This is a genomic window from Nonomuraea sp. H19 (assembly GCF_052068215.1).
Taxonomy (GTDB): domain Bacteria; phylum Actinomycetota; class Actinomycetes; order Streptosporangiales; family Streptosporangiaceae; genus Nonomuraea.
Genome location: NZ_JBQHCV010000003.1, coordinates 331,004 through 349,421 on the forward strand (window position 1 = coordinate 331,004; position 18,418 = coordinate 349,421).

The window sequence follows — 18,418 nt, forward strand, 5'->3', positions numbered from 1 at the left end:
CCCGATTCTTACAGTTTTGCTAACTTGTTCACAAATCTGGCAATTGTTCACATATATGGACGGCGGTAAAATGATCATCAGGGAGATCCGCGTAACACCGGTCGCATTCCGGGATCCGCCCCTGCTCAACGCCGCCGGGGTCCACGAGCCGTGGGCCCTCCGTACCATTGTCGAGGTAATCACCGACGAAGGCCTGACCGGGTTGGGCGAGACCTACGGGGATCTCGAGCACCTGGGCAAAGTGCGCGAGTGCGCCCAAGCCCTGATCGGGCTCGACGTGCACGCCGCGAACACGATGTACGCCCGGATCAGTGCGATCGTCGGCGACGTGGTGAGCGACCTGCACGGCCTGACCGGCGCCGCCACCAAGGAGAAGAGCATCGACCGGGTCTTCGCCGCCTTCGAGGTGGCCTGCCTCGACATTCGCGGCAAGGCGGCCGGCGTGCCGGTCGTGGACCTGCTCGGCGGCCGGGCCAGGGACGCGGTGCCGTACAGCGCGTATCTCTTCTACAAGTGGGCCGGGCACCCCGGTGAGGAGCCGGACCGATTCGGCGCGGCGCTGGACGAGGCGGGCATCGTCGAGCAGGCCGCCCTTCTGGTGAAGGAGTACGGCTTCCAGTCGATCAAGCTCAAGGGCGGCGTGTTCCCGCCCGACCAGGAGATCGCCGCGATCAAGGCGCTGCACCAGGCGTTCCCCGGGGTGCCGCTGCGCCTGGACCCGAACGCCGCCTGGTCCGTGGAGACCTCGATCCGCGTGGGCCGCGAACTGGAAGGCACCCTCCAATATCTGGAGGACCCGACGCCCGGCATCCCCGGCATGGCCGAGGTGGCCGCCGCCGTGCCCATGCCGCTCGCCACGAACATGTGCGTGGTCACGCCCGAGCACCTGCCGCCCGCCATCGCCTCCAGCGCGATCGGCGTGCTCCTCCTGGACCATCACTACTGGGGCGGCCTCGTGCGGTCCTCGCACATCGCCGCCCTGTGCGAGGCGTTCGGCCTGTCGCTGTCCATGCACTCCAACTCCCATCTCGGCATCAGCCTGGCCGCCATGACCCATCTGGCGGGCGCCACGCCGAACCTCACCTTCGCCTGCGACACCCACACCCCCTGGCAGGACGGCCAGGACGTGGTCGCGCCCGGCAGCCTGCGCTTCGTGGACGGCGCCGTCCCGGTCCCCGACGGGCCCGGCCTCGGCGTCGAACTGGACCGTGACGCGCTGGCCCGGATGAACGAGCAGTACCACAAGTGCGGGATCGTCGCCCGCGACGACACCACGTACATGCAGCGTTTCCAGCCTGACTTCACGGCAAGCAGGCCGCGCTGGTGAACAACGTCATGCCGCCCAACTCCTCCAGCAGAAGGCCACTCCGATGAACATCGCCTATGTCTACCCCTGGGACGTGGTCGGCGACCCGTCCGCGCCCGAGCGCGTGGCCTCGCTGGGCGTCGAAGCGGTCGCCCTGGCGGCCAGCTATCACTCGACCCGCGCCGCCACGCCGTACCACCCCGCCCACCGCGTCCTCGACGTCCCCTATCCGGCCTGCTACCTCCCCATCCGCCCGTCCTCCTGGGGCCGCCTGGTCCCGGCCGCGCCCACGTGGACGCCCGCGGACGCCTACCTCCAGGCGCGAGACGCCCTGAAGGCCGCCGGCCTCAAGGTGCACGCCTGGACCGTGCTCACCCACAACTCCCACCTCGGCGCCGCGCACCCCGATCTCGTCGTACGCAACGCCTTCGGCGATCCTTACCCTTATGCGCTCTGCCCTGCACACGAAGACGTCATCGAGTACTGCGAGCGACTCGTCCAAGAGATCCTCACCGTCGGGGAGCCGGACGCCCTGATCCTGGAGGCCTGCGGCCCCATGGGGTATGGGCACCAGAGCGTCCACGAGAAGACATCCGGCGCGGACTGGACATCGGCCGACTCCGATCTCCTGTCCCTGTGCTTCTGCACCGCCTGCGCCCCCCGCTACCCCGAAACCACCAGAGACGTGGTCCGCGCCGCCGTAGACCGCACCCCGCCGCCCCACACCCCGGGCACCGGGGCGGCCGCTGCCGCCGCACAGGCGTCCACGAACCGCGCCGCCGCCGCGAGCACCATCGAGGAGGCCCTCGGCCCGCTGGCCGACGAGGTGCGCGCCATCCGCCTCGGCCTGTCCGACTCCCTCCGGCAACGCCTGATCGCCGTCGCCAGGAGCACGGCACCCGACGTGCCGATCACCCTGCACGCCAATCCGGACCCCTGGGCCGCCGGCGCCTTCGCCGCGCTCCCCTCGGGCGAACCGGGAGCGGACGTGCTGGTGGCCAACTGCTGGGGCGAGCCGTCCACCGACGCCGCCCGTCTGGCCCGCCTGTCGGAGCTCTCGACTCCAGGCCAGCGCGTAGGCGCCTACGTCCTGGCCCTGCCGCCCCGCCCCGCCGACGCCGCCGTCCTGGCCGACCAGCTCAGGGCGTACGCGAAGGCGGGCGCAGCGGAATTCCACCTGTACCACGCGGGCCTGGCCTCCCCCGAACGCCTGGCCGCCCTCACGGAGGCCCTACGCCAATCCGCCTGAACCGCCGCAACATATCGGTAAGATCCTCCGCCCGCCGTCGATCTCCACCACACCGGGACGCATAAAACCACACCCGGAGCTCCAACCACTGATCCCCACGATCATGAACCGATTGCCATCATGCCATCACAGTAAGTGGGATTCTGCCGCCGGCGCGGCGGGATCCCTTCCGGCGACCGGCAAAGGCAGGGGTACGTGGATATTGAAGCGGAGATTCGCCACCTGAAGCTCCGTGTGGAAGCCCTCGAAACGAGCGTGCGTTCCGCCGGCGCCGGCGGCTTCCGAAGACGATGCCGGCATAAGCGCGCCCCGGCCAGAACCTGCGCGCACATCTGCATGTGCGCCCCGGCCCGAACCTGCGCGCACATGCAGACCGTCCAGGCCGACCTCAGCGCGGCGTTAGTCGCCGTCGCCGAGGTGCGGGCCGACATCGCGGACATCCAGACCGCGATGAGCCATGACTTCACCGCCCTCGGCATAGGACTCGCCGGACTCCACTGGCAGACCAACGAACAGGTCAAGTCCACTCGCTCCGAGATCATCACCAAGCTCGACTCCCTCCAGTGCGAAATGCTCGACCTGGGCCTCCGGATCGATCGGTTGCTGGAGAAGGGCGATATGTAGGACCACCGTGAGCTCTCGACAACCCCCGGGGGCTCACACGGTCAGCCGCCAGGAACACAGCGGAGATCAACCCGCAGCAGAAACCAGCCCACTCTCATACGCGGCAATGACCAGCTGAGCCCGATCACGAGCCTCCAACTTGGCCAGCAACCGCGTGATATGCGTCTTCACCGTGGCCAAACTCAGCTGAAGATGATCAGCAATTTCATTATTGGACAACCCACGCGCGATCAACGTCAGCACTTCACGCTCCCGCTCCGTCACCCCGTCCAAGCCTTTCACCCGTGGCACGACCGGCGTACGGGCGAACTGCTCGATCAACCTGCGCGTGACCGTAGGAGCCAGCAGCGCCTCCCCGCCCGCGACCACCCGGATGGCGGCCAGCAAATCGGCAGGCGGCGTGTCCTTGAGCAGGAACCCGCTGGCCCCGGCCCGAAGGGCGTCATAAACGTATGCGTCCAGGTCGAACATGGTCACCACAAGAACTCGCGATACATCCTTGATGCGGCGAGTAGCCTCGATGCCGTCCATTTCCGGCATGCGAACATCCATGAGCACGACGTCGGGCCGCTGTTCCAGGACAACGGACACGGCTTCCGCCCCGGTCGCCGCTTCACCCACCACGGCGAAGTCGGGCTCGGAGTCGACCAGCACCCGGAAACTCCCCCTGAGCAGCGCCTGATCGTCCGCCACGACCACCCGGATCATGAAACCTCCCCGTACGGCAGCCGTGCGAAGACCCGGAACCCGCGTCCGGGAAGGCCCGCCGCCTCGAACGTTCCGCCGTACATCATGACCCGCTCCCGCATCCCGATCAGCCCATGCCCGGCACCCTCCGACGGCAACGTACGTCTCCCTGGCCCGTCGTCGACCACCTCGATCCGCACCTCCTTCCCGTCCGCGACCACGGACACCCGGCAACGCGCAGGCGCGGCATGCTTGACGACATTGGTGAGCGCCTCCTGCACGATGCGATAAACCGACAACTCCACACCTTCAGGCAGCCGCTCTTCCCCGAAAGCCCGACCGCCATCCCCCGTCCGGACCTCGAACTGCACCTCGACCCCCGCCAACCGCGCTTGATGCACCAAGCCTTCAAGTCCGGCCAGTCCCGGGGCCGGCACGAGATCAGGTGCGTCCGCGGATCTCAGCACGCCGAGCAAGTGGCGCATCTCCACCAATGCGCTCCGGCTGGCCGTCTCGATCACCCGCAGAGCGTCGTGCGCCTCCTCCGGCCTGGTCGCCATCACGTGGTTGGCCACGCCCGCCTTGACCGCGATCAGCCCCACGCTGTGCGCGACCACGTCGTGCAGCTCGCGCGCGATGCGTAACCGCTCCTCCGTCACCGCCTGTGCCGCCAGCCGCTCGGCATCACGCGCCGCGTAGAACCTGCGCTCGTGCACGGCCCGCCCGATCGTCCAAGCACCTCCCAGCGCGGCGATCCCCATAAGCGGCTGGTCCAGGTGCAGCAGCCACTCCGGAGCGCCCTGTCGCGGCGCCCCCGCAAGCGCCAATCCGAAGACGGTCACGATGCTTAACGCCCCGATCGCCGACGTCGGCACCAGAACTCCGGCCCTGTCGGACAGAGCAACGACATAGAGCGCGTACGCGGGCGCGAGGTAGGCCAGATCGGCGACACCCGCCACCGTGGCGGCGATGGCGAGCACCAGTGTGAAGCAGAAGACCGGCAAGGGCGTCAGTCTCCGCACGGTCAGCGGCAACCCCAGCCCCAGCGGAAGGGCGATCCGCACCCAGGGCGGCAGGGCCGTCGCGTTGGCCACCGACGTGAAAGACACGAAGGCGAAGACCAATCCCGCCACCAGATCAAGGATGATCAGCTGGCCGCGACTCAGGCGCCTGGCGAAGAAGGGGTGGGTGTCGTCCACGCGTTGAACCGTAGCGTCAGCCGCGGCCGGCCCGCGTCAACCTACGGTCTGACCTTGAGATTCGAACCGTAGTCCGACGCGCCGACCGCCCTCCGCGCCGCATCCTTTACGACGTGATCCAACTCCAACGCCTCACCAAACGCTACGGCGACACCCTCGCCGTAGACGATCTGTCCTTCAAGGTCCAGCCCGGCCACGTGACCGGCTTCCTCGGCCCCAACGGTGCCGGCAAGTCCACCACGATGCGCCTGATTCTCGGCCTCGACGCCCCGACCTCCGGCCAGGCGCTGGTCAACGGGCGCCGCTACACCTCGCTCAGCAGGCCCATGCACGTGGTGGGCGCGCTACTCGACGCCGGCGCCGTCCACGGCGGGCGCAGCGCCTACAACCACCTGCTCTGCCTGGCCCTCACCAACGGCATCGGCCCCACGCGGGTGTCCGAGGTGCTGGAGCAGGTCGGCCTGGCAGGCGTCGCCCGCAAACGAGTCGGCGGATTCTCCCTGGGCATGAAGCAGCGGTTAGGGATCGCCGCCGCCCTGCTCGGCGACCCCGGCGTGCTGATGTTCGACGAGCCCGTCAACGGCCTGGACCCCGACGGCGTGCGCTGGATCCGCGACCTCATGCGCTCACTGGCCGCCGAAGGCAGGACGATCCTGCTCTCCAGCCACCTCATGAGCGAAATGGCCCTCACCGCCGAGCGCATCGTCATCGTCGGCCGCGGCAAGCTGATCGCCGAAGCCACCGTCGCCGAACTGACCGCGCGCTATCCATCACTTGAAGACGCCTACATGGCACTTACCGCTGGAAGCGTCCAGTACGGAGCGGGGGCACGATGAAAGCAGTCCTCTCCGCCGAGTGGCTGAAGCTGCGCTCGGTCACCTCGACCTATCACGCGATCGGCACGGCGGCCCTCACCGTGGTCCTGGGCGTGGTGTGGACTCTCTACGTGAGCGACCTCGCCGACAAACGAGGATCGCTGCGGGCAGCGGCGCCGGAGGAAGGCTTCCTTCCGCTCATCCAGATCAGTCTTGCGGTCCTCGGCGTGCTCGCGATCACTGCCGAGTACGCCACGGGCACCATCCGCCCGAGCCTCACCGCCGTCCCGCGACGCGGCACATTACTCCTCGCCAAAGCCGGCATCGTGGGCGCCGCGACGTTCGTTGCCGCCAATTTCATCCTCCTCGTCACCTACTGTGCGAGCCGCCTGATCGCCACCGGCCGCCAGTTGGGATTCAACACCACCTCCTTCGCCGACGACCTGCCGATGCTCGTCGCCTCGGGCCTGTCGGTGACCGCGCTGGCACTGGTGGGCCTCGGCCTCGGCGCCGCCATCCGCTCTGCGGCGGGGGCGATCGTGTCGGTGGTGGCCCTGCTGTTCGTGCTGCCCGGCGTCGTCAACTACCTACCGCCGCCCTGGAACACTCGCGTGGCCACGCTGCTCCTGCCGAATCTGGTCCCTCAGATAGCGGATCAGCGGCTCTCGTCCCGGCTCGGCGACGGTTTCCTTCCCCCATGGGCCGCACTCGCCGTCCTCGTCGCCTACCCCCTCATCACCCTGGCCATCGGCTACTACCAGCTCACGAGGAGAGACGCATGACTGCTCACAGTGCGGCGAGCCGCGTGCCTCTCCGCAGCCCGAAGGGACGCCGGACCGCTCTCGACTCGGCGAAACGCGTGTGCCTTCCCGGCACGGAATGGATGCGCACATGAGCGTTCTCGCGTCCGAATGGCTGAAGGTGCGCTCTGTGCGCTCGACGTACCTGATCCTCGGCCTCAGTCTCGGCGCCGTCCTCCTCGGCCTGGCGCTCGCCGTGATGGCCGCCGGCATGTACGACAGCGCTCCGCCTGACCAACGGCCAAGCGCCAGGATCGCGGAGCTGGAGGAAGTGGTGGTGATCCTGCCCCAGCTGTGCATGGGCATCCTGGGCACGCTGGTCATGGCCTCGGAATACGTGACCGGTTTGATCAGAACGACCCTGACCCTCGTCCCCCGCCGCTGGCCCGTGCTCGCCGCCAAGGCCGCGATCGTGGGCACGCTTGGTTTGATCATCGGCCCGGCAACGGTCTTCGGAACCTACCTCGTCTCACGATGGGTGCTCGGCGACCGGTTCTCGGGCGCGTACGCCACCCCGATCCTGGACAAGCTCCCGCTGCTGGCCGCCACCAGCCTCACCGTCCCGGTGTTCGCCCTGCTCGGCCTGGGCCTGGGCGCCCTTTTCCGCTCCGCCGCAGGAGCGATCGCCATCATGGCGGGGCTCGTCTACGTGATCCCGATCGTCATTGGCAACATCCCGGAGCCTTGGAGCGAACGCCTGGGCTCGATCATGATCGGCGGGCTCCCCCGCCAGATCATCGGCGAGAGCAACGCCTCGTCGGTGTACGGCTCGCTGCTGCCTCCCGCAGCGGCCGCCGCGGTCCTGGCCGCCTACGCGGCATTGCCCTTGGTGGCCGCCGCTTGGCTGGTCCGCAGGAGGGACGTCTAAGACATTCCTCCGAAAGTCCCCAAGGCCCGGTCCCCCGATGGGCATGAAGCAGCCCCCGGCCACCCTGAATGGCCGTGGTGGCAATGGGGCATGAAGCAGCCCCCGGCCCCCCGAATGGCCGTGGTGACAATAGGCATGAAGCGGCCCCGGCCACCCCGAGCGGCCATGGTGGCAAACGCGCGCCGCCGACCTGGACTTCCGCCGGTACGGCAGACGGGGGACGCCTGCCGTACCACCAGGAGACTCAGACCTCGAGCACCACAGGGATGATCATGGGTCGGCGGCGATAGGTGTCGCTCACCCACCGCCCCACCGTGCGCCGGACCACCCGGCGGATCTCCTGTACGTCGATCACGCCGTCCGCGGCCTTCTCCTCGAGGGCCCTTTGGATCTGCGGGATGAACTCCTCGAACTGCAGGGGATCGATGCCGGACCCGCGTGCGTGGATCTCCGGGCCCGCGGTGAGCTTGCCCGTGTTGGAGTCGACCACGACGACCACGGAGATGAACCCCTCGTCGCCCAGGATCCTGCGGTCCTTCAGAGAGACGTCGGTGATCTCACCCACCGACGTGCCGTCCACGTAGACGTACCCGGCGTGAACCGCGCCGACGATCTTCGCCCGGCCGTCGACCAGGTCGACCACGACGCCATCCTCGGCGATCACGATGTGATCCTCGGGGACGCCGGTGAGGGCGGCGAGCTTGGCGTGTGCGCGCAGGTGCCGCCACTCGCCGTGCACGGGCATGAAGTTCGAGGGGCGGGTGAGGTTGAGGACATAGAGCAATTCGCCCGCGGCCGCGTGGCCGGAGACGTGCACCTTGGCGTTGCCCTTGTGCACGACGCGGGCGCCCCACCTGGTCAGTCCGTTGATCACCTTGTTGACCGCGGTCTCGTTCCCCGGCACCAGCGACGAGGCCATGAGCACGGTGTCGCCCGCGGCGATGCGGATCGGGTGATCGCGGTTGGCCATCCTGGACAGCGCCGCCATCGGCTCGCCCTGGGAGCCGGTGCAGACCAGCATCACGTCCTGCGGCGGCCACTCCTCGATGTCGCGCGAGTCGACGATCAGGCCCGGCGGCACGTTGAGATAGCCGAGGTCCCGGGCCACGCCCATGTTGCGCACCATGGAGCGGCCGACCAGGGCGACCTTGCGGCCGTGCTTGGCGGCAGCGTCCATGACCTGCTGGATGCGGTGTACGTGCGAGGCGAAACTGGCCACGATGACCCGCTGTTCGGAGGTGCGGATCACCTCATCGATGACCGGCCCGATCTCCCGCTCGCTGGTGACGAATCCCGGCACCTCGGCGTTGGTGGAGTCGGACATCAGCAGATCGACGCCCTCGGTGCCGAGCCTGGCGAACCCGCCGAGGTCGGTGAGGCGGCCGTCGCTCGGCAACTGGTCCATGCGGAAGTCGCCGGTGTGCAGGACGATGCCCGCGGGTGTCCTGATCGCCACGGCCAGCGCGTCGGGGATCGAGTGGTTGACCGCGAGGAATTCGCAGTCGAATGGCCCGAAGACGTGCCGTTCGCCCTCGACGACCTGGACCTTGGTCGGCTGGATCCGGTGCTCGGTGAGCTTGGCCTCGATCAGGGCAAGCGTGAGCTTGGACCCGACGAGCGGGATGTTGCGCCGTTCGCGCAACAGGTACGGCACCGCCCCGATGTGGTCTTCGTGGGCGTGCGTCAGGACGACGGCCTCGACGTCGTCGAGCCGGTCCCTGATGTATTCGAAGTCGGGCAGGATGAGGTCGACGCCCGGCTGCTCCGGCTCGGGGAACAACACCCCGCAGTCGACGATCAGCAGACGTCCGCCATATTCGAAGACGGCCATGTTCCTGCCGATTTCCCCTAGCCCGCCGAGTGCGACGATGCGCAGGCCGCCCTCGGGCAGCATTGGCGGGGGGCCGAGCTCAGGATGTGGATGGCTCATACCTGGCCCCTGTGGTCAAATCGTGTGCTCAAAACTTCCGGTTCCTCCCCGTTCTTATGCGTCTGTCAACTTCACCCCGCCGGCTACCAGGCAAGCACGCAGCTCGGCGATTTGCTGTTCCGTGGCGTCCACGAGCGGCAGCCGTACCGGACCCGCCGGTACGCCGACCATGCTCAGTGCCGCCTTCGCCATGATCGCGCCACCGGCGCGCATCATGATCCCGTCTACTACAGGAGCCACCTGGCCGTGTATGGCTCGCGCCTGGGCGGCGTCGCCGTTCTTGTGCAGGTGGATCATGCGCGCCAGCTCGGCGCCCACCACATGACCAACAACACTGACGAACCCGGCCGCGCCGAGGGAGAGCCAGGCGAGATTGAGCAGGTCGTCGCCGGAGTAGAAGGCGAGATCCGTCGCCGCCATCACCTGGCTGCCGGCGAACAGGTCGCCCTTGGCGTCCTTCACGGCCACGATGCGCTCGTGCTGCGCCAACCGGATCAGAGTCTCGGTTTTGATCGGTACGCCACTGCGCCCCGGTATGTCATAGAGCATCACGGGCAGGCCGGTCGCGTCGGCGACGGCGGTGAAGTGCCGGTACAACCCCTCCTGCGGAGGCTTGTTGTAATACGGCGTCACTACCAGCAACCCGTGCGCTCCGGCACGCGCTGCCTGCTTCGCGAGCTCGACACTGTGACGAGTGTCATTGGTGCCCGCCCCTGCCACCACGGTCGCGCGGTCACCGACCGCGTCGAGGACGGCGCTGACGATGCGCTGCTTTTCCTCGTCCGAGGTGGTGGGCGACTCACCGGTCGTCCCGTTGACGATCAGGCCATCGTTGCGCTGCTCATCCACCAGATAGGTGGCAAGACGGCGCACAGCCACATAATCGACCTCGCCGTCGGAAGTGAACGGCGTGACCATCGCGGTCAGCATACGGCCGAAGGGTGCCTCGGTGGTTCCAGTTGGCGATGCCATAATGCGAACGCTACCTGGATTCGGAAATCCATTGGACGCCGCCACCCCGCTTTGCCTGCCTGGAGCCGCTCTTCGCCCCCGTTCGCCGGCATCTCGGCGACCACGCTTCGGACGCCGAGCGCCTTGACCAGACCGCCGGCGATGACGCCGAGGGGCCGGCTCCCGCGATGTCACCGCAGTGTCCCGCCTACTTCGGCAGTGCAGGGTCGCCGTCCGCAGGAGCCGCCGGAAGGCCCTATCGCGAAAGGTCGATGTCGTACCTGATGAAGCCCCGGTTCTCGGCGACTTTGTCGTACAACAGCCGGGCCGTGCTGTTCGACTCGTGCGTGTTCCAGTACACGCGCGAGCAGCCACGCTCCCGCGCCCACCCGGTCACGGCCTCGATCAACGCGTGCGCCACGCCCCGGCCGCGCACGTCCGCAGCGGTGAACAGGTCCTGCAGGTAGCAGACATCGGTGTCGGGCGCCGACGTGCTGCCGTGGGTGAGGAAATGCGTGATCCCGACGAGCCTCCCGTCCAACCTGGCCCCGAAGGCATGCAGCCGGGTGTCCGCCCGGAATTCGCGCCACGCCCTGTCGTACATATCGTCCGACTCGACCCGCCGGTAGAAGTCGATGTACGCGCGGAACAAGCCTTCCCAGGCGACCCGGTCCGACGGAAGCAGCTTGCCGATGCTGATCACGAGATCTCCTCAAGGTGGCACAGCCCGAAGGGGGCAGCCCCTGGCGCCGGTCGGCGACACAGGGACGCGCGCCACAACCTAGGAGAAAGTTGGCCATCTGGGACACGGCCACTCCGCGGTGATACGGGATGACCACTGACAGGCCATCAGCACTCAGGCCCGATCACGACGAACCGGACAGCACGCCCCGAACCGGGGCGGAGATTGGAAGAGGTCGCCGATATGTGCTCGGGGGTACACACATCGACGACCTCTATCGGAGAATCGGCCCGCCTTACTCCGGCGTTACAGCGTTTCGCCGATAATTTTCCGTCATCGCAAAGTTGGGGCTCCAGCAACCTTCGATGACGGTCGGTTACCTGCCGAATACGGCAACATGGGGCAACGCTTCACACGAACCCCCAGGGATGGACTAGTGGCCACCTCAGATCCGGTCTACCTGCGTGTCGTCGAAGACATCCGGCGACAGATCACCGACGGCAGCCTTCTCCCCGGCGCGCCCATTCCCTCACGGGCGCAGCTGACCCGCAAATATCAGGTCGGCGAGACCGCCGCCCGTCACGCGCTCCGCGTGCTCGCAGGCGAAGGGCTCATCATCGGCCGCGTAGGGTCGGGCCATTACGTCAGGGAACGCCCCGACCTGACACCACTTCACCGATGGCGCTTCCTCGATCATCCTGCCCCGTTCGCGGCAGATCTGCAGTCGCAGGGCAGACGCGTGACCTGGGACTGGCACAGCGAACCGGCCGAAGCGGATCCCGACATCGCCAGACGGCTGCGCGTCAAGGAGTCGACCACGCTCACGAAGACCCATTACGTCTTCCGCGGCGACGGCAGACCGCTCCAACTCGCCACGTCCTATGAGCCGAGGGACTTCGCCGCCCACTCGGAGGAGGAACGGCGGAGTCTGGTCGCGAGGATGTACGCGCATGGCATAAAGATCACTGAGATCGTCGAGAGCGTGCACACCCGCGTGCCTCGCCCCGTGGAGAGCGACGCGCTCGACCTGGCGGCCGGCGTTCACGTTCTGCACGTCGAGCGTACGCACTGGGCCGGCGACCGTCCGGTGGAGACCAGCGACATCGTCATCCCCGGCGACCGCTTCCGGGTCACGTACAGCATGCCCGTCTAGGACGGCAGGCTCCGGGCGAACCCGCCTCGTCGCCCGGAGCCGCACACCGTCCCGGGCGGCGGCGGACTGCTGCGCGATCGGCCCGGCCGGGACCCAGCGCCACGCACCGATCCGCACCCGAAGCGCCGGCTGCCCGATCAGACGACCAGCCGGGCCGCCGCGGCCATCACCGAAGCGATGCGCCCGTAGACGCGGCCTTCCGCCCGTTCGGCGGCGAAAGACGCCTCCTTTGCCGATGAACGCGCAGGTCAGAGATTGTCGGTGCGCGCTGATACAACGGTCGCGGAGGTGCCGATGCGAGTGAAAGATCTGTCCAAGCACGACCGGCCACGCGAACGGCTCATGTCCAGAGGCGCGAGCGCCCTCGCGGATCGGGAGCTGCTGGCGGTGCTGCTCGGATCGGGTTTTCGCGGGTCGAGTGCCCTCGACCTGGCGGCCCAGGTGATCAAACACTGCGGAGACCTGGACGGACTGGGACGTTCCGACCCGCACCGGCTGCTCACCGTGCCCGGCGTCGGCCCGGCCAAGGCCGCGCGCGTGGCCGCGGCCTTCCATCTCGCACGGCGCGCGGAGGCCTGGCCCGAGCGCGAACGCATCACCAGCACGACGGAGCTGGCCGACCACTGCGCCCCGCTGCTGCGCGGCCATACGCAGGAGCGGCTGGTCATGGTGGTGTGCGACACCGGCGGCCGGGTGCTGAAACGCTCGGTGGTGACCGAGGGCGGCGCCGACCAGACGGCCATGCCGGTCCGGGAGGTGATCACGGAGGTCCTCACCACCGGCGGGGCGATGTTCGGCCTCGCCCACAACCACCCGAGCGGCTCCCTCGACCCGAGCCCGGCCGACCTGGTGGCCACTACGCGCCTCCTCGAGGCCGCCGAGACGGTCGGGCTCCGGCTTCTCGACCACCTGATCATCACGGACGCCGCCTGGCGGCGAATCCCCATCCAATCGCCTTCCACCTGCCCACCGAACCCCAAAGGGAATGATCCCGCGCATAGCGCCGAACAGCAGTTTTCCAAGAGACGACCATGAGAACCTAATCGCGCGGGTAGGCCGTTACGGACGTCAGCCGGCCATAACTCGTCATAGGTGTGGTCCCGCGCCTCCTGGTGGGTGCGGGACCACGCCCATGGTTTCCGCGCAGATCCCAGGCGGAGCGCATCCGGTCGCGTCGACGGTTCCCTGACCGGAGCGCCTCGCCTGGGGTTGCGCGAAGGACCGCCGACGTCACACGGCTGCGGCGCCGCAGCGACAGGGCCCCGCGACCTCGGCGCGATGGTGCGGCCGGCGAGGGCCGCGACCCGGTCCGGCGGCACCGGGAATGCGGCGCATTCCCCGTTATCCGACCTGCCCCGACAGCAGCTTGGCCCACACGATCATCGTTTTGACATGCCGGCTGTGCGCACACTCGTCGATCAGAATCTCGGCGCCCTTTCGCCGCGTCCTGCGGATGAAGCGCAGGCCGCCGGCCTGGCACAGCTCGTAGAACGTCGGCTGACAGTCGCACGTGTATTCCCGGACACGTACGCGTTCGCCGGGCGACCATATGGGGTCCCACCTCAGCGGCGTGTAGCCGGGGCGCAGCTCCGGCACGTGAACTCCGAGACACCAGTCTTCCCTTGGCATTGGCTTTGGAGAACGTTCGGCCATGTCGCAACCATAGGTCTGGTCGTCATCTCTTGTCTACATGTAACGAGCGCTCTGTCTAAATAGACAGCACGATATGGGGCTCCTTGCACCTCTTGGCCTATGTTGCCTACGTGCTCGACTACGAAGGTGACACCCACATCTACATCCAGGTCGCCGACATCCTTCGGCGCCGAGTCTCCGAGCTCTCGTCCGGACACCCGGTGCCGAGCGAGGCCGACATCCAGCAGGAGTTCGGGGTCGCCAGAACCACCGCCAGACGCGCGATCCACGTCCTGCGCGAGGAAGGGCTCATCTACACGGTCCAAGGGGAGGGCGCCTTCGTCGGCCCGCCGGCGGAAGCGCCTCGCAAGAAGCGGAAAGTGCCGCTCTACCAGCAAATCGCGACAGACATCGCCGATCACATCAAAGCGGGAAAGTTCCTCCCGCGACGCCCCATACCAGGCGAGACGGCACTCGTGAAGGAGTACGGCGTCGCCCGCGAAACGGTGCGGCGCGCCATGGCACTGCTGCGAGAGCAGGGCTGGATCTACACCGTCGCCCAGCGCGGCAGTTACGTCTCCCCAAAGGAGTCGTGGCCCCAGGCCTGACTTCACTCAACTGCTTGTATCGAGACGTCTACGATATGGGCATGCTCGACCGCGATGGACCCGTCCCGCTCTACATCCAGGTCGCCGAGGTGATTCAAGAGCGGATCACCAGTGGGCGGTTGCGGACCGGCGAACCGGTGCCGAGCGAGGCGGCCATGGAGGCGGAGTTCGACATCGCCCGGACCACTGCGCGAAACGTGGCCAGAGAGCTTCGCCGACGTCGGCTCGTCCATACCGTGCAAGGCGAGGGCACATTCGTGGGGCCGCTCGGAGTGCCACGCGTGAAGCCGACGAGGGCCATTCATGTGACCATCGCCAACGACATCATCGCCCGGATCAGACGCGGCGAGCTCCGGCCGGGCCGCGCGATACCGAGCGAGACGACGATGATGCGGCAATACGGCGTCGCCAAGGTCACCGCCCGTCAGGCTGTCTCACGCCTCCGTGAGCAGGGCTGGGTCTTCACGGTGCCACTCCGCGGCACCCATGTGTCCGATCCCGCGGGCTGGCCTGAGGAACAGCCTGATTGATCCGCGGACAGTCAGCCGAGAGCGTCGAGCAACTCGCGCTCGCGCTGGGCGCTGAGGCCGCCACGTCTCGCCCGATCCAGACCCTGCTCGCGTTCCCAGAGCAGCGTGTCGGCCAGCAGCTCCGCCCGGGGCCGATGACGGAGCCCCGCGGCGCGCGCCGCAGACCCGTTCCGGGCCGACCACCCTTCCCAGCCTGGCTGGACCAGCCACATCGGCAGCGACTCGGCCCCCATGTACTCGGCCACGCCGTTGGCGAGCAGCCATGCCGAATCGGCGGTGACCACCGGACCGGTGTGCCCGCCAATGCTGCGGGACAGCTCGATCCACTCTCCGAACGCAACGATCGGACCGACGGCGTCGTAGGTGCCGGTGCGCCCCGTCTCCGCGGCGTCGAGCAGCCAGGCGGAGAGGTCCCGCACGTCGACCGCCTGTGTCGGCCTGGCCGGCGTATCGGGAACCAGCATCGGCCCTTGCGGATCGCGTGCGGCACGGGCCACCCAGTAGCCGGAGCGTCCGCTGTGATCGCCTGGGCCGCCGATGAGACCGGCGCGTGCGATGAGGAGGCGGTCGCCCACGACGGCCGTCGACGCCTGCTCGCAGGCGACCTTCGCCTCGCCGTACAGCGCGCGGTCGACCTCGCTTCGGTCGGCCGGAGCGAGAAGGGGCGCGGACTCGTCCGCGTCGGGCGTGGCGTGGGAGGCGTAGGCGCTGATGGAGGAGACATAGGCCCAGTGCCTGGCCCTGCCGCCCAGCGCGTCGAGCGCCTCACGAACGAAGCCCGGCTGCCATGACACCTCGATGACCGCATCCCATTCGCGATCGAGCAGCGGATCGTACGCCGAAGGATCGCGCCGGTCGGCGGCCACCAGCGTCACGCCGTCCGCGACCTGCCCGCTTTCGCCGCGCGCGAGGCACGTCACCCGATGACCACGCTCGATCGCCTGCCGCGACAGCTCCCGGCCCACCCATGCTGTTCCGCCCAGAATCAAGATCTCCATCCCGACACTCAAGCACCCCGGACACCGGGCACCCAGGCGGGTTCACCGACAGCGGACCCGATGACACCCGGCAACGGATACGCACCGAGGTGCAAGCCGCCCCAGGGCGCCGAGAGCCGCCTGGACTGGAACGTCGCGGTGGACTCCCCCACCGTCCGGGCCCACCGCGCCACCGCCGGTTACCCGAAAGGGGGACACGGAGCCGGCAGCGGACATAGGTCGTCAGCTGACCGCCGCGGCCGGCAGAGGCCAGGCCGGTTGCCGCCGGCCGTCCCCCTGTCGTTCCGCGCTCGCGTACACCTCCTCCTTGTGGCTGCCGGAAGAGAGGCCCGCCGGACCGGCGTCGTCCGTGCAGAGAGCGGCGCGTCCGTTCCAGGCCACATGGGCGGCCATGTCAGAAGACCGGGATGATGTCCTCCGGGTCGATGAAGTCCACCTGCACGCCTTCGAGGTCCAGCTCGGGAATGGCGGGGAAGGCGATGCCCCACCGCTCGACGATGGCGCGGACCCTGGCCATCGCCAGGCGCCAGTTCTCCGCCTGCTCCTCATACGACAGCACGCCCAGCCCCGCCTGCCTGGCGTGGTCCATGAGGACGCGGTGGTTCGGCAGGAAGTACGGCGGGAGATCCCAGAAGCCTCCAGGAGGCTCCCAGAGGATCATGCTGAGGAAGACGAAGCCCGCTCTGAGCTGGCGGGTGATGAGGCCGCGGGTGTCGTCCGTGAGGCCCGGCCATTCGTTTTCCAGGATCGTCATGCAGATTTGCAGATGGCGGGACTCGTCCCGGCCGATGCGGTGGAACATCTCGCTGAAGACCGGGTGGTGGGTCGCCGACGCCATGCCTCGGAAGAGCGTCGAGGCGGCCATCTCGCCCATCATGAAGCTGGTGAAGAGGACCGGGAGCGAATATTTGCCCACGGCCGAGGTGTAGCCGTTCCAGTAGCGGCCGCCGTTGTGGTAGAGCCAGCCGATGTTGTTGTGGGCCGCCGATTCGAGGTCGTCCGACGGGGTCCAGTTGAGCGGGCCGCCGGGCCACAGTCTGGCGATGGTGCGCTGGCAGCACTCCTCGTGGTTCATCTCGTCGCGGGTGATCGAGAAGAAGCACTTCCTGACCGGGTCCTCTTCGTGCTTTTCGAAGGCCTGGATGGTGGCGCGGGCGAAGACGGCCGGCCCCGAGGCGTCGAAATTCGCCAGCACGGCGAACCAGTACATGATCCCCAGGCGCTGTTCCCGGGTGAAGTCCTCCGGCTTCAGGCCGTCCCATGGGAGGTCGGCCGGGTTCCAGACCGTGCGCTTGGACTTTTCGTAGATGGCGGCGAGTTTCTCCGTCTCGACGCGCCACTCCATGGGATAGATGTTGGGCTGCGGGATCTCCGGCGCTGGCCAGAAGCCGCCCTCTGGAATCGTGAGGTCCGCCATTGTTTGTGACACCTCCTCCCCTATCCTGCGCGGCGGCGTCACGGCTTTCAAGTACGGGCACGCTGGGTGATGGCCACGCAGACCAGTACGGCCAGCGCCGCGACCACTGTGGCCAGGCCGAATCGCTCGCCCATCAGGAACCAGGCCCAGACGAGCGTCAGCAAGGGTTGTGTCAGCTGTGTCTGTCCGGCCCTGGCGATTCCGCCGCGAGCGAGGCCCTCGTACCACGGGAAGAAGCCCAGGAACATGGAGATCACCGCTACGTAGGCGAATCCGCTGATCGCTTGGGGTGTGAAGGTCATGGGGGTCGTCAGGGCCAGCGCCGCGGTTACGGGGACTGTCAGGGGGAGGGAGAAGACGAGGGCGTGGGAGATCACCTGCCAGCCCGGGGTCTGCCTGGAGAGGCGGCCGCCTTCCGTGTAGCCGATCGCCGCCGACACGAGGGCCCCGGCAAGGAGGAGGTCGGGCCAGGACGCCGTTCCTTGGTGCTGGGTGAGGGTGAAGGTGGTGATCGCTATGGCGCCTGCCGTACAGGCCACCCAGAAGAGAGGGCGGGGCCGTTCGCCTGCCCTCACGACGGCGCAGGCGGCCGTGGCGGCCGGGAGGAGGGCCGTCACGACGGCGGCATGGGCCGTGCTGGCGCCGAGGTCCAGGGCCAGGCCGCTGAAGACCGGGAAGCCGAAGACCACGCCGAGGGAGATCAGGGCGTACGCGGGCCAGAGGTGTCTTGGGGGGAGGAGGGGGCGGTTGGCGGCTTTCAGGCAGGCCATGGCGATGACGCCGGCGATGGTGGCCCGGCCTGTGGCCACGAGCCACGGGTTGAAGCCCTCCATGGCGTAGACGGTCCCCGGGAAGGAGCCGGAGAAGGCCAGGACGCCGAGGAATGCCAGGGCCGTGCCTTGGCGACGGGCCCGCTCTGGCGCCCCGCCCACGGTCTGCCGCGGGGCCGGCCGGAGCGGTGCGGAGGGG

18 protein-coding genes and 1 pseudogene are annotated in these 18,418 nt (G+C 68.2%); 10 read left to right on the plus strand and 9 right to left on the minus strand.

Going from position 1 to position 18,418, the window contains the following annotated elements; all coding sequences use genetic code 11:
* Window positions 1-55 precede the first annotated feature (55 nt).
* From ACTMTI_RS08220 to ACTMTI_RS08230, 3 genes are all read left to right on the plus strand, one after another.
* Window positions 56-1,327 carry a glucarate dehydratase family protein gene (locus ACTMTI_RS08220; protein WP_441119249.1) on the plus strand — a complete coding sequence of 424 codons (1,272 nt, stop codon included), beginning with the start codon at window positions 56-58 and terminating at the stop codon, window positions 1,325-1,327.
* 43 nt (window positions 1,328-1,370) lie between these two features.
* On the plus strand, window positions 1,371-2,555 hold the full coding sequence (locus ACTMTI_RS08225) for a hypothetical protein (protein WP_441119250.1): 1,185 nt from the start codon (window positions 1,371-1,373) through the stop codon (window positions 2,553-2,555).
* A 195-nt stretch (window positions 2,556-2,750) separates the two neighbouring features.
* A complete protein-coding gene (locus ACTMTI_RS08230) occupies window positions 2,751-3,179 on the plus strand; it encodes a hypothetical protein (RefSeq protein WP_441119252.1) in 429 nt (142 codons plus the stop codon).
* 66 nt (window positions 3,180-3,245) lie between these two features.
* On the opposite strand, the gene ACTMTI_RS08235 is transcribed toward ACTMTI_RS08230, so the two are convergent.
* Together ACTMTI_RS08235 and ACTMTI_RS08240 are read right to left on the minus strand one after the other, a co-directional pair.
* A complete protein-coding gene (locus ACTMTI_RS08235; protein WP_441119254.1) occupies window positions 3,246-3,887 on the minus strand; it encodes a response regulator in 642 nt (213 codons plus the stop codon).
* Window positions 3,884-5,065, minus strand: a complete 1,182-nt coding sequence (locus ACTMTI_RS08240) for a sensor histidine kinase (RefSeq protein WP_441119255.1) — start codon at window positions 5,063-5,065, stop codon at window positions 3,884-3,886. The genes ACTMTI_RS08235 and ACTMTI_RS08240 overlap by 4 nt, the downstream gene beginning before the upstream one ends.
* Before the next feature lie 113 nt (window positions 5,066-5,178).
* Between ACTMTI_RS08240 and ACTMTI_RS08245 the strand changes: the two are divergent.
* From ACTMTI_RS08245 to ACTMTI_RS08255, 3 genes and pseudogenes are all read left to right on the plus strand, one after another.
* Window positions 5,179-5,832, plus strand: a pseudogene (locus ACTMTI_RS08245) (ABC transporter ATP-binding protein); the annotation flags it as partial.
* A 65-nt stretch (window positions 5,833-5,897) separates the two neighbouring features.
* Window positions 5,898-6,662, plus strand: a complete 765-nt coding sequence (locus tag ACTMTI_RS08250) for an ABC transporter permease subunit (protein ID WP_441119256.1) — start codon at window positions 5,898-5,900, stop codon at window positions 6,660-6,662.
* A gap of 109 nt (window positions 6,663-6,771) precedes the next feature.
* Window positions 6,772-7,548, plus strand: a complete 777-nt coding sequence (locus ACTMTI_RS08255; RefSeq protein WP_441119257.1) for an ABC transporter permease subunit — start codon at window positions 6,772-6,774, stop codon at window positions 7,546-7,548.
* A gap of 244 nt (window positions 7,549-7,792) precedes the next feature.
* On the opposite strand, the gene ACTMTI_RS08260 is transcribed toward ACTMTI_RS08255, so the two are convergent.
* The 3 genes from ACTMTI_RS08260 to ACTMTI_RS08270 form a co-directional block, all read right to left on the minus strand.
* On the minus strand, window positions 7,793-9,478 hold the full coding sequence (locus tag ACTMTI_RS08260) for a ribonuclease J (protein ID WP_441119259.1): 1,686 nt from the start codon (window positions 9,476-9,478) through the stop codon (window positions 7,793-7,795).
* Between the two features lie 54 nt (window positions 9,479-9,532).
* The gene (gene dapA / locus ACTMTI_RS08265) at window positions 9,533-10,450 is read right to left on the minus strand and encodes a 4-hydroxy-tetrahydrodipicolinate synthase (protein WP_441119261.1); all 918 of its coding nucleotides are present in this window, start codon (window positions 10,448-10,450) and stop codon (window positions 9,533-9,535) included.
* 235 nt (window positions 10,451-10,685) lie between these two features.
* On the minus strand, window positions 10,686-11,132 hold the full coding sequence (locus tag ACTMTI_RS08270) for a GNAT family N-acetyltransferase (protein WP_441119262.1): 447 nt from the start codon (window positions 11,130-11,132) through the stop codon (window positions 10,686-10,688).
* 415 nt (window positions 11,133-11,547) lie between these two features.
* On the opposite strand from ACTMTI_RS08270, the gene ACTMTI_RS08275 reads away from it, so the two are divergent.
* The gene (locus ACTMTI_RS08275; protein ID WP_441119263.1) at window positions 11,548-12,264 is read left to right on the plus strand and encodes a GntR family transcriptional regulator; all 717 of its coding nucleotides are present in this window, start codon (window positions 11,548-11,550) and stop codon (window positions 12,262-12,264) included.
* A gap of 294 nt (window positions 12,265-12,558) precedes the next feature.
* Window positions 12,559-13,299 carry a JAB domain-containing protein gene (locus ACTMTI_RS08280; RefSeq protein ID WP_441119264.1) on the plus strand — a complete coding sequence of 247 codons (741 nt, stop codon included), beginning with the start codon at window positions 12,559-12,561 and terminating at the stop codon, window positions 13,297-13,299.
* A gap of 306 nt (window positions 13,300-13,605) precedes the next feature.
* Here the strand turns inward: ACTMTI_RS08280 and ACTMTI_RS08285 are convergent, their stop codons facing one another.
* A complete protein-coding gene (locus ACTMTI_RS08285; protein WP_441119265.1) occupies window positions 13,606-13,860 on the minus strand; it encodes a hypothetical protein in 255 nt (84 codons plus the stop codon).
* A 167-nt stretch (window positions 13,861-14,027) separates the two neighbouring features.
* On the opposite strand from ACTMTI_RS08285, the gene ACTMTI_RS08290 reads away from it, so the two are divergent.
* Window positions 14,028-14,504 (plus strand): GntR family transcriptional regulator, encoded by a 477-nt coding sequence (locus ACTMTI_RS08290; protein WP_441119266.1) that lies wholly within the window; start codon window positions 14,028-14,030, stop codon window positions 14,502-14,504.
* A gap of 41 nt (window positions 14,505-14,545) precedes the next feature.
* Window positions 14,546-15,034, plus strand: coding sequence for a GntR family transcriptional regulator (locus ACTMTI_RS08295; RefSeq protein WP_441119267.1), 489 nt, complete (start codon window positions 14,546-14,548; stop codon window positions 15,032-15,034).
* 11 nt (window positions 15,035-15,045) lie between these two features.
* Here the strand turns inward: ACTMTI_RS08295 and ACTMTI_RS08300 are convergent, their stop codons facing one another.
* The 3 genes from ACTMTI_RS08300 to ACTMTI_RS08310 all read right to left on the minus strand — a co-directional run bounded on the left by ACTMTI_RS08300 (window position 15,046) and on the right by ACTMTI_RS08310 (window position 18,381).
* Window positions 15,046-16,032: an NAD-dependent epimerase/dehydratase family protein gene (locus ACTMTI_RS08300; protein WP_441119269.1), complete on the minus strand. Its 987-nt coding sequence runs from the start codon at window positions 16,030-16,032 to the stop codon at window positions 15,046-15,048.
* A 394-nt stretch (window positions 16,033-16,426) separates the two neighbouring features.
* Window positions 16,427-17,449 (minus strand): hypothetical protein, encoded by a 1,023-nt coding sequence (locus tag ACTMTI_RS08305; RefSeq protein WP_441119270.1) that lies wholly within the window; start codon window positions 17,447-17,449, stop codon window positions 16,427-16,429.
* A 47-nt stretch (window positions 17,450-17,496) separates the two neighbouring features.
* Window positions 17,497-18,381, minus strand: coding sequence for a DMT family transporter (locus tag ACTMTI_RS08310; RefSeq protein WP_441119272.1), 885 nt, complete (start codon window positions 18,379-18,381; stop codon window positions 17,497-17,499).
* Between the last annotated feature and the right edge of the window lie 37 nt (window positions 18,382-18,418).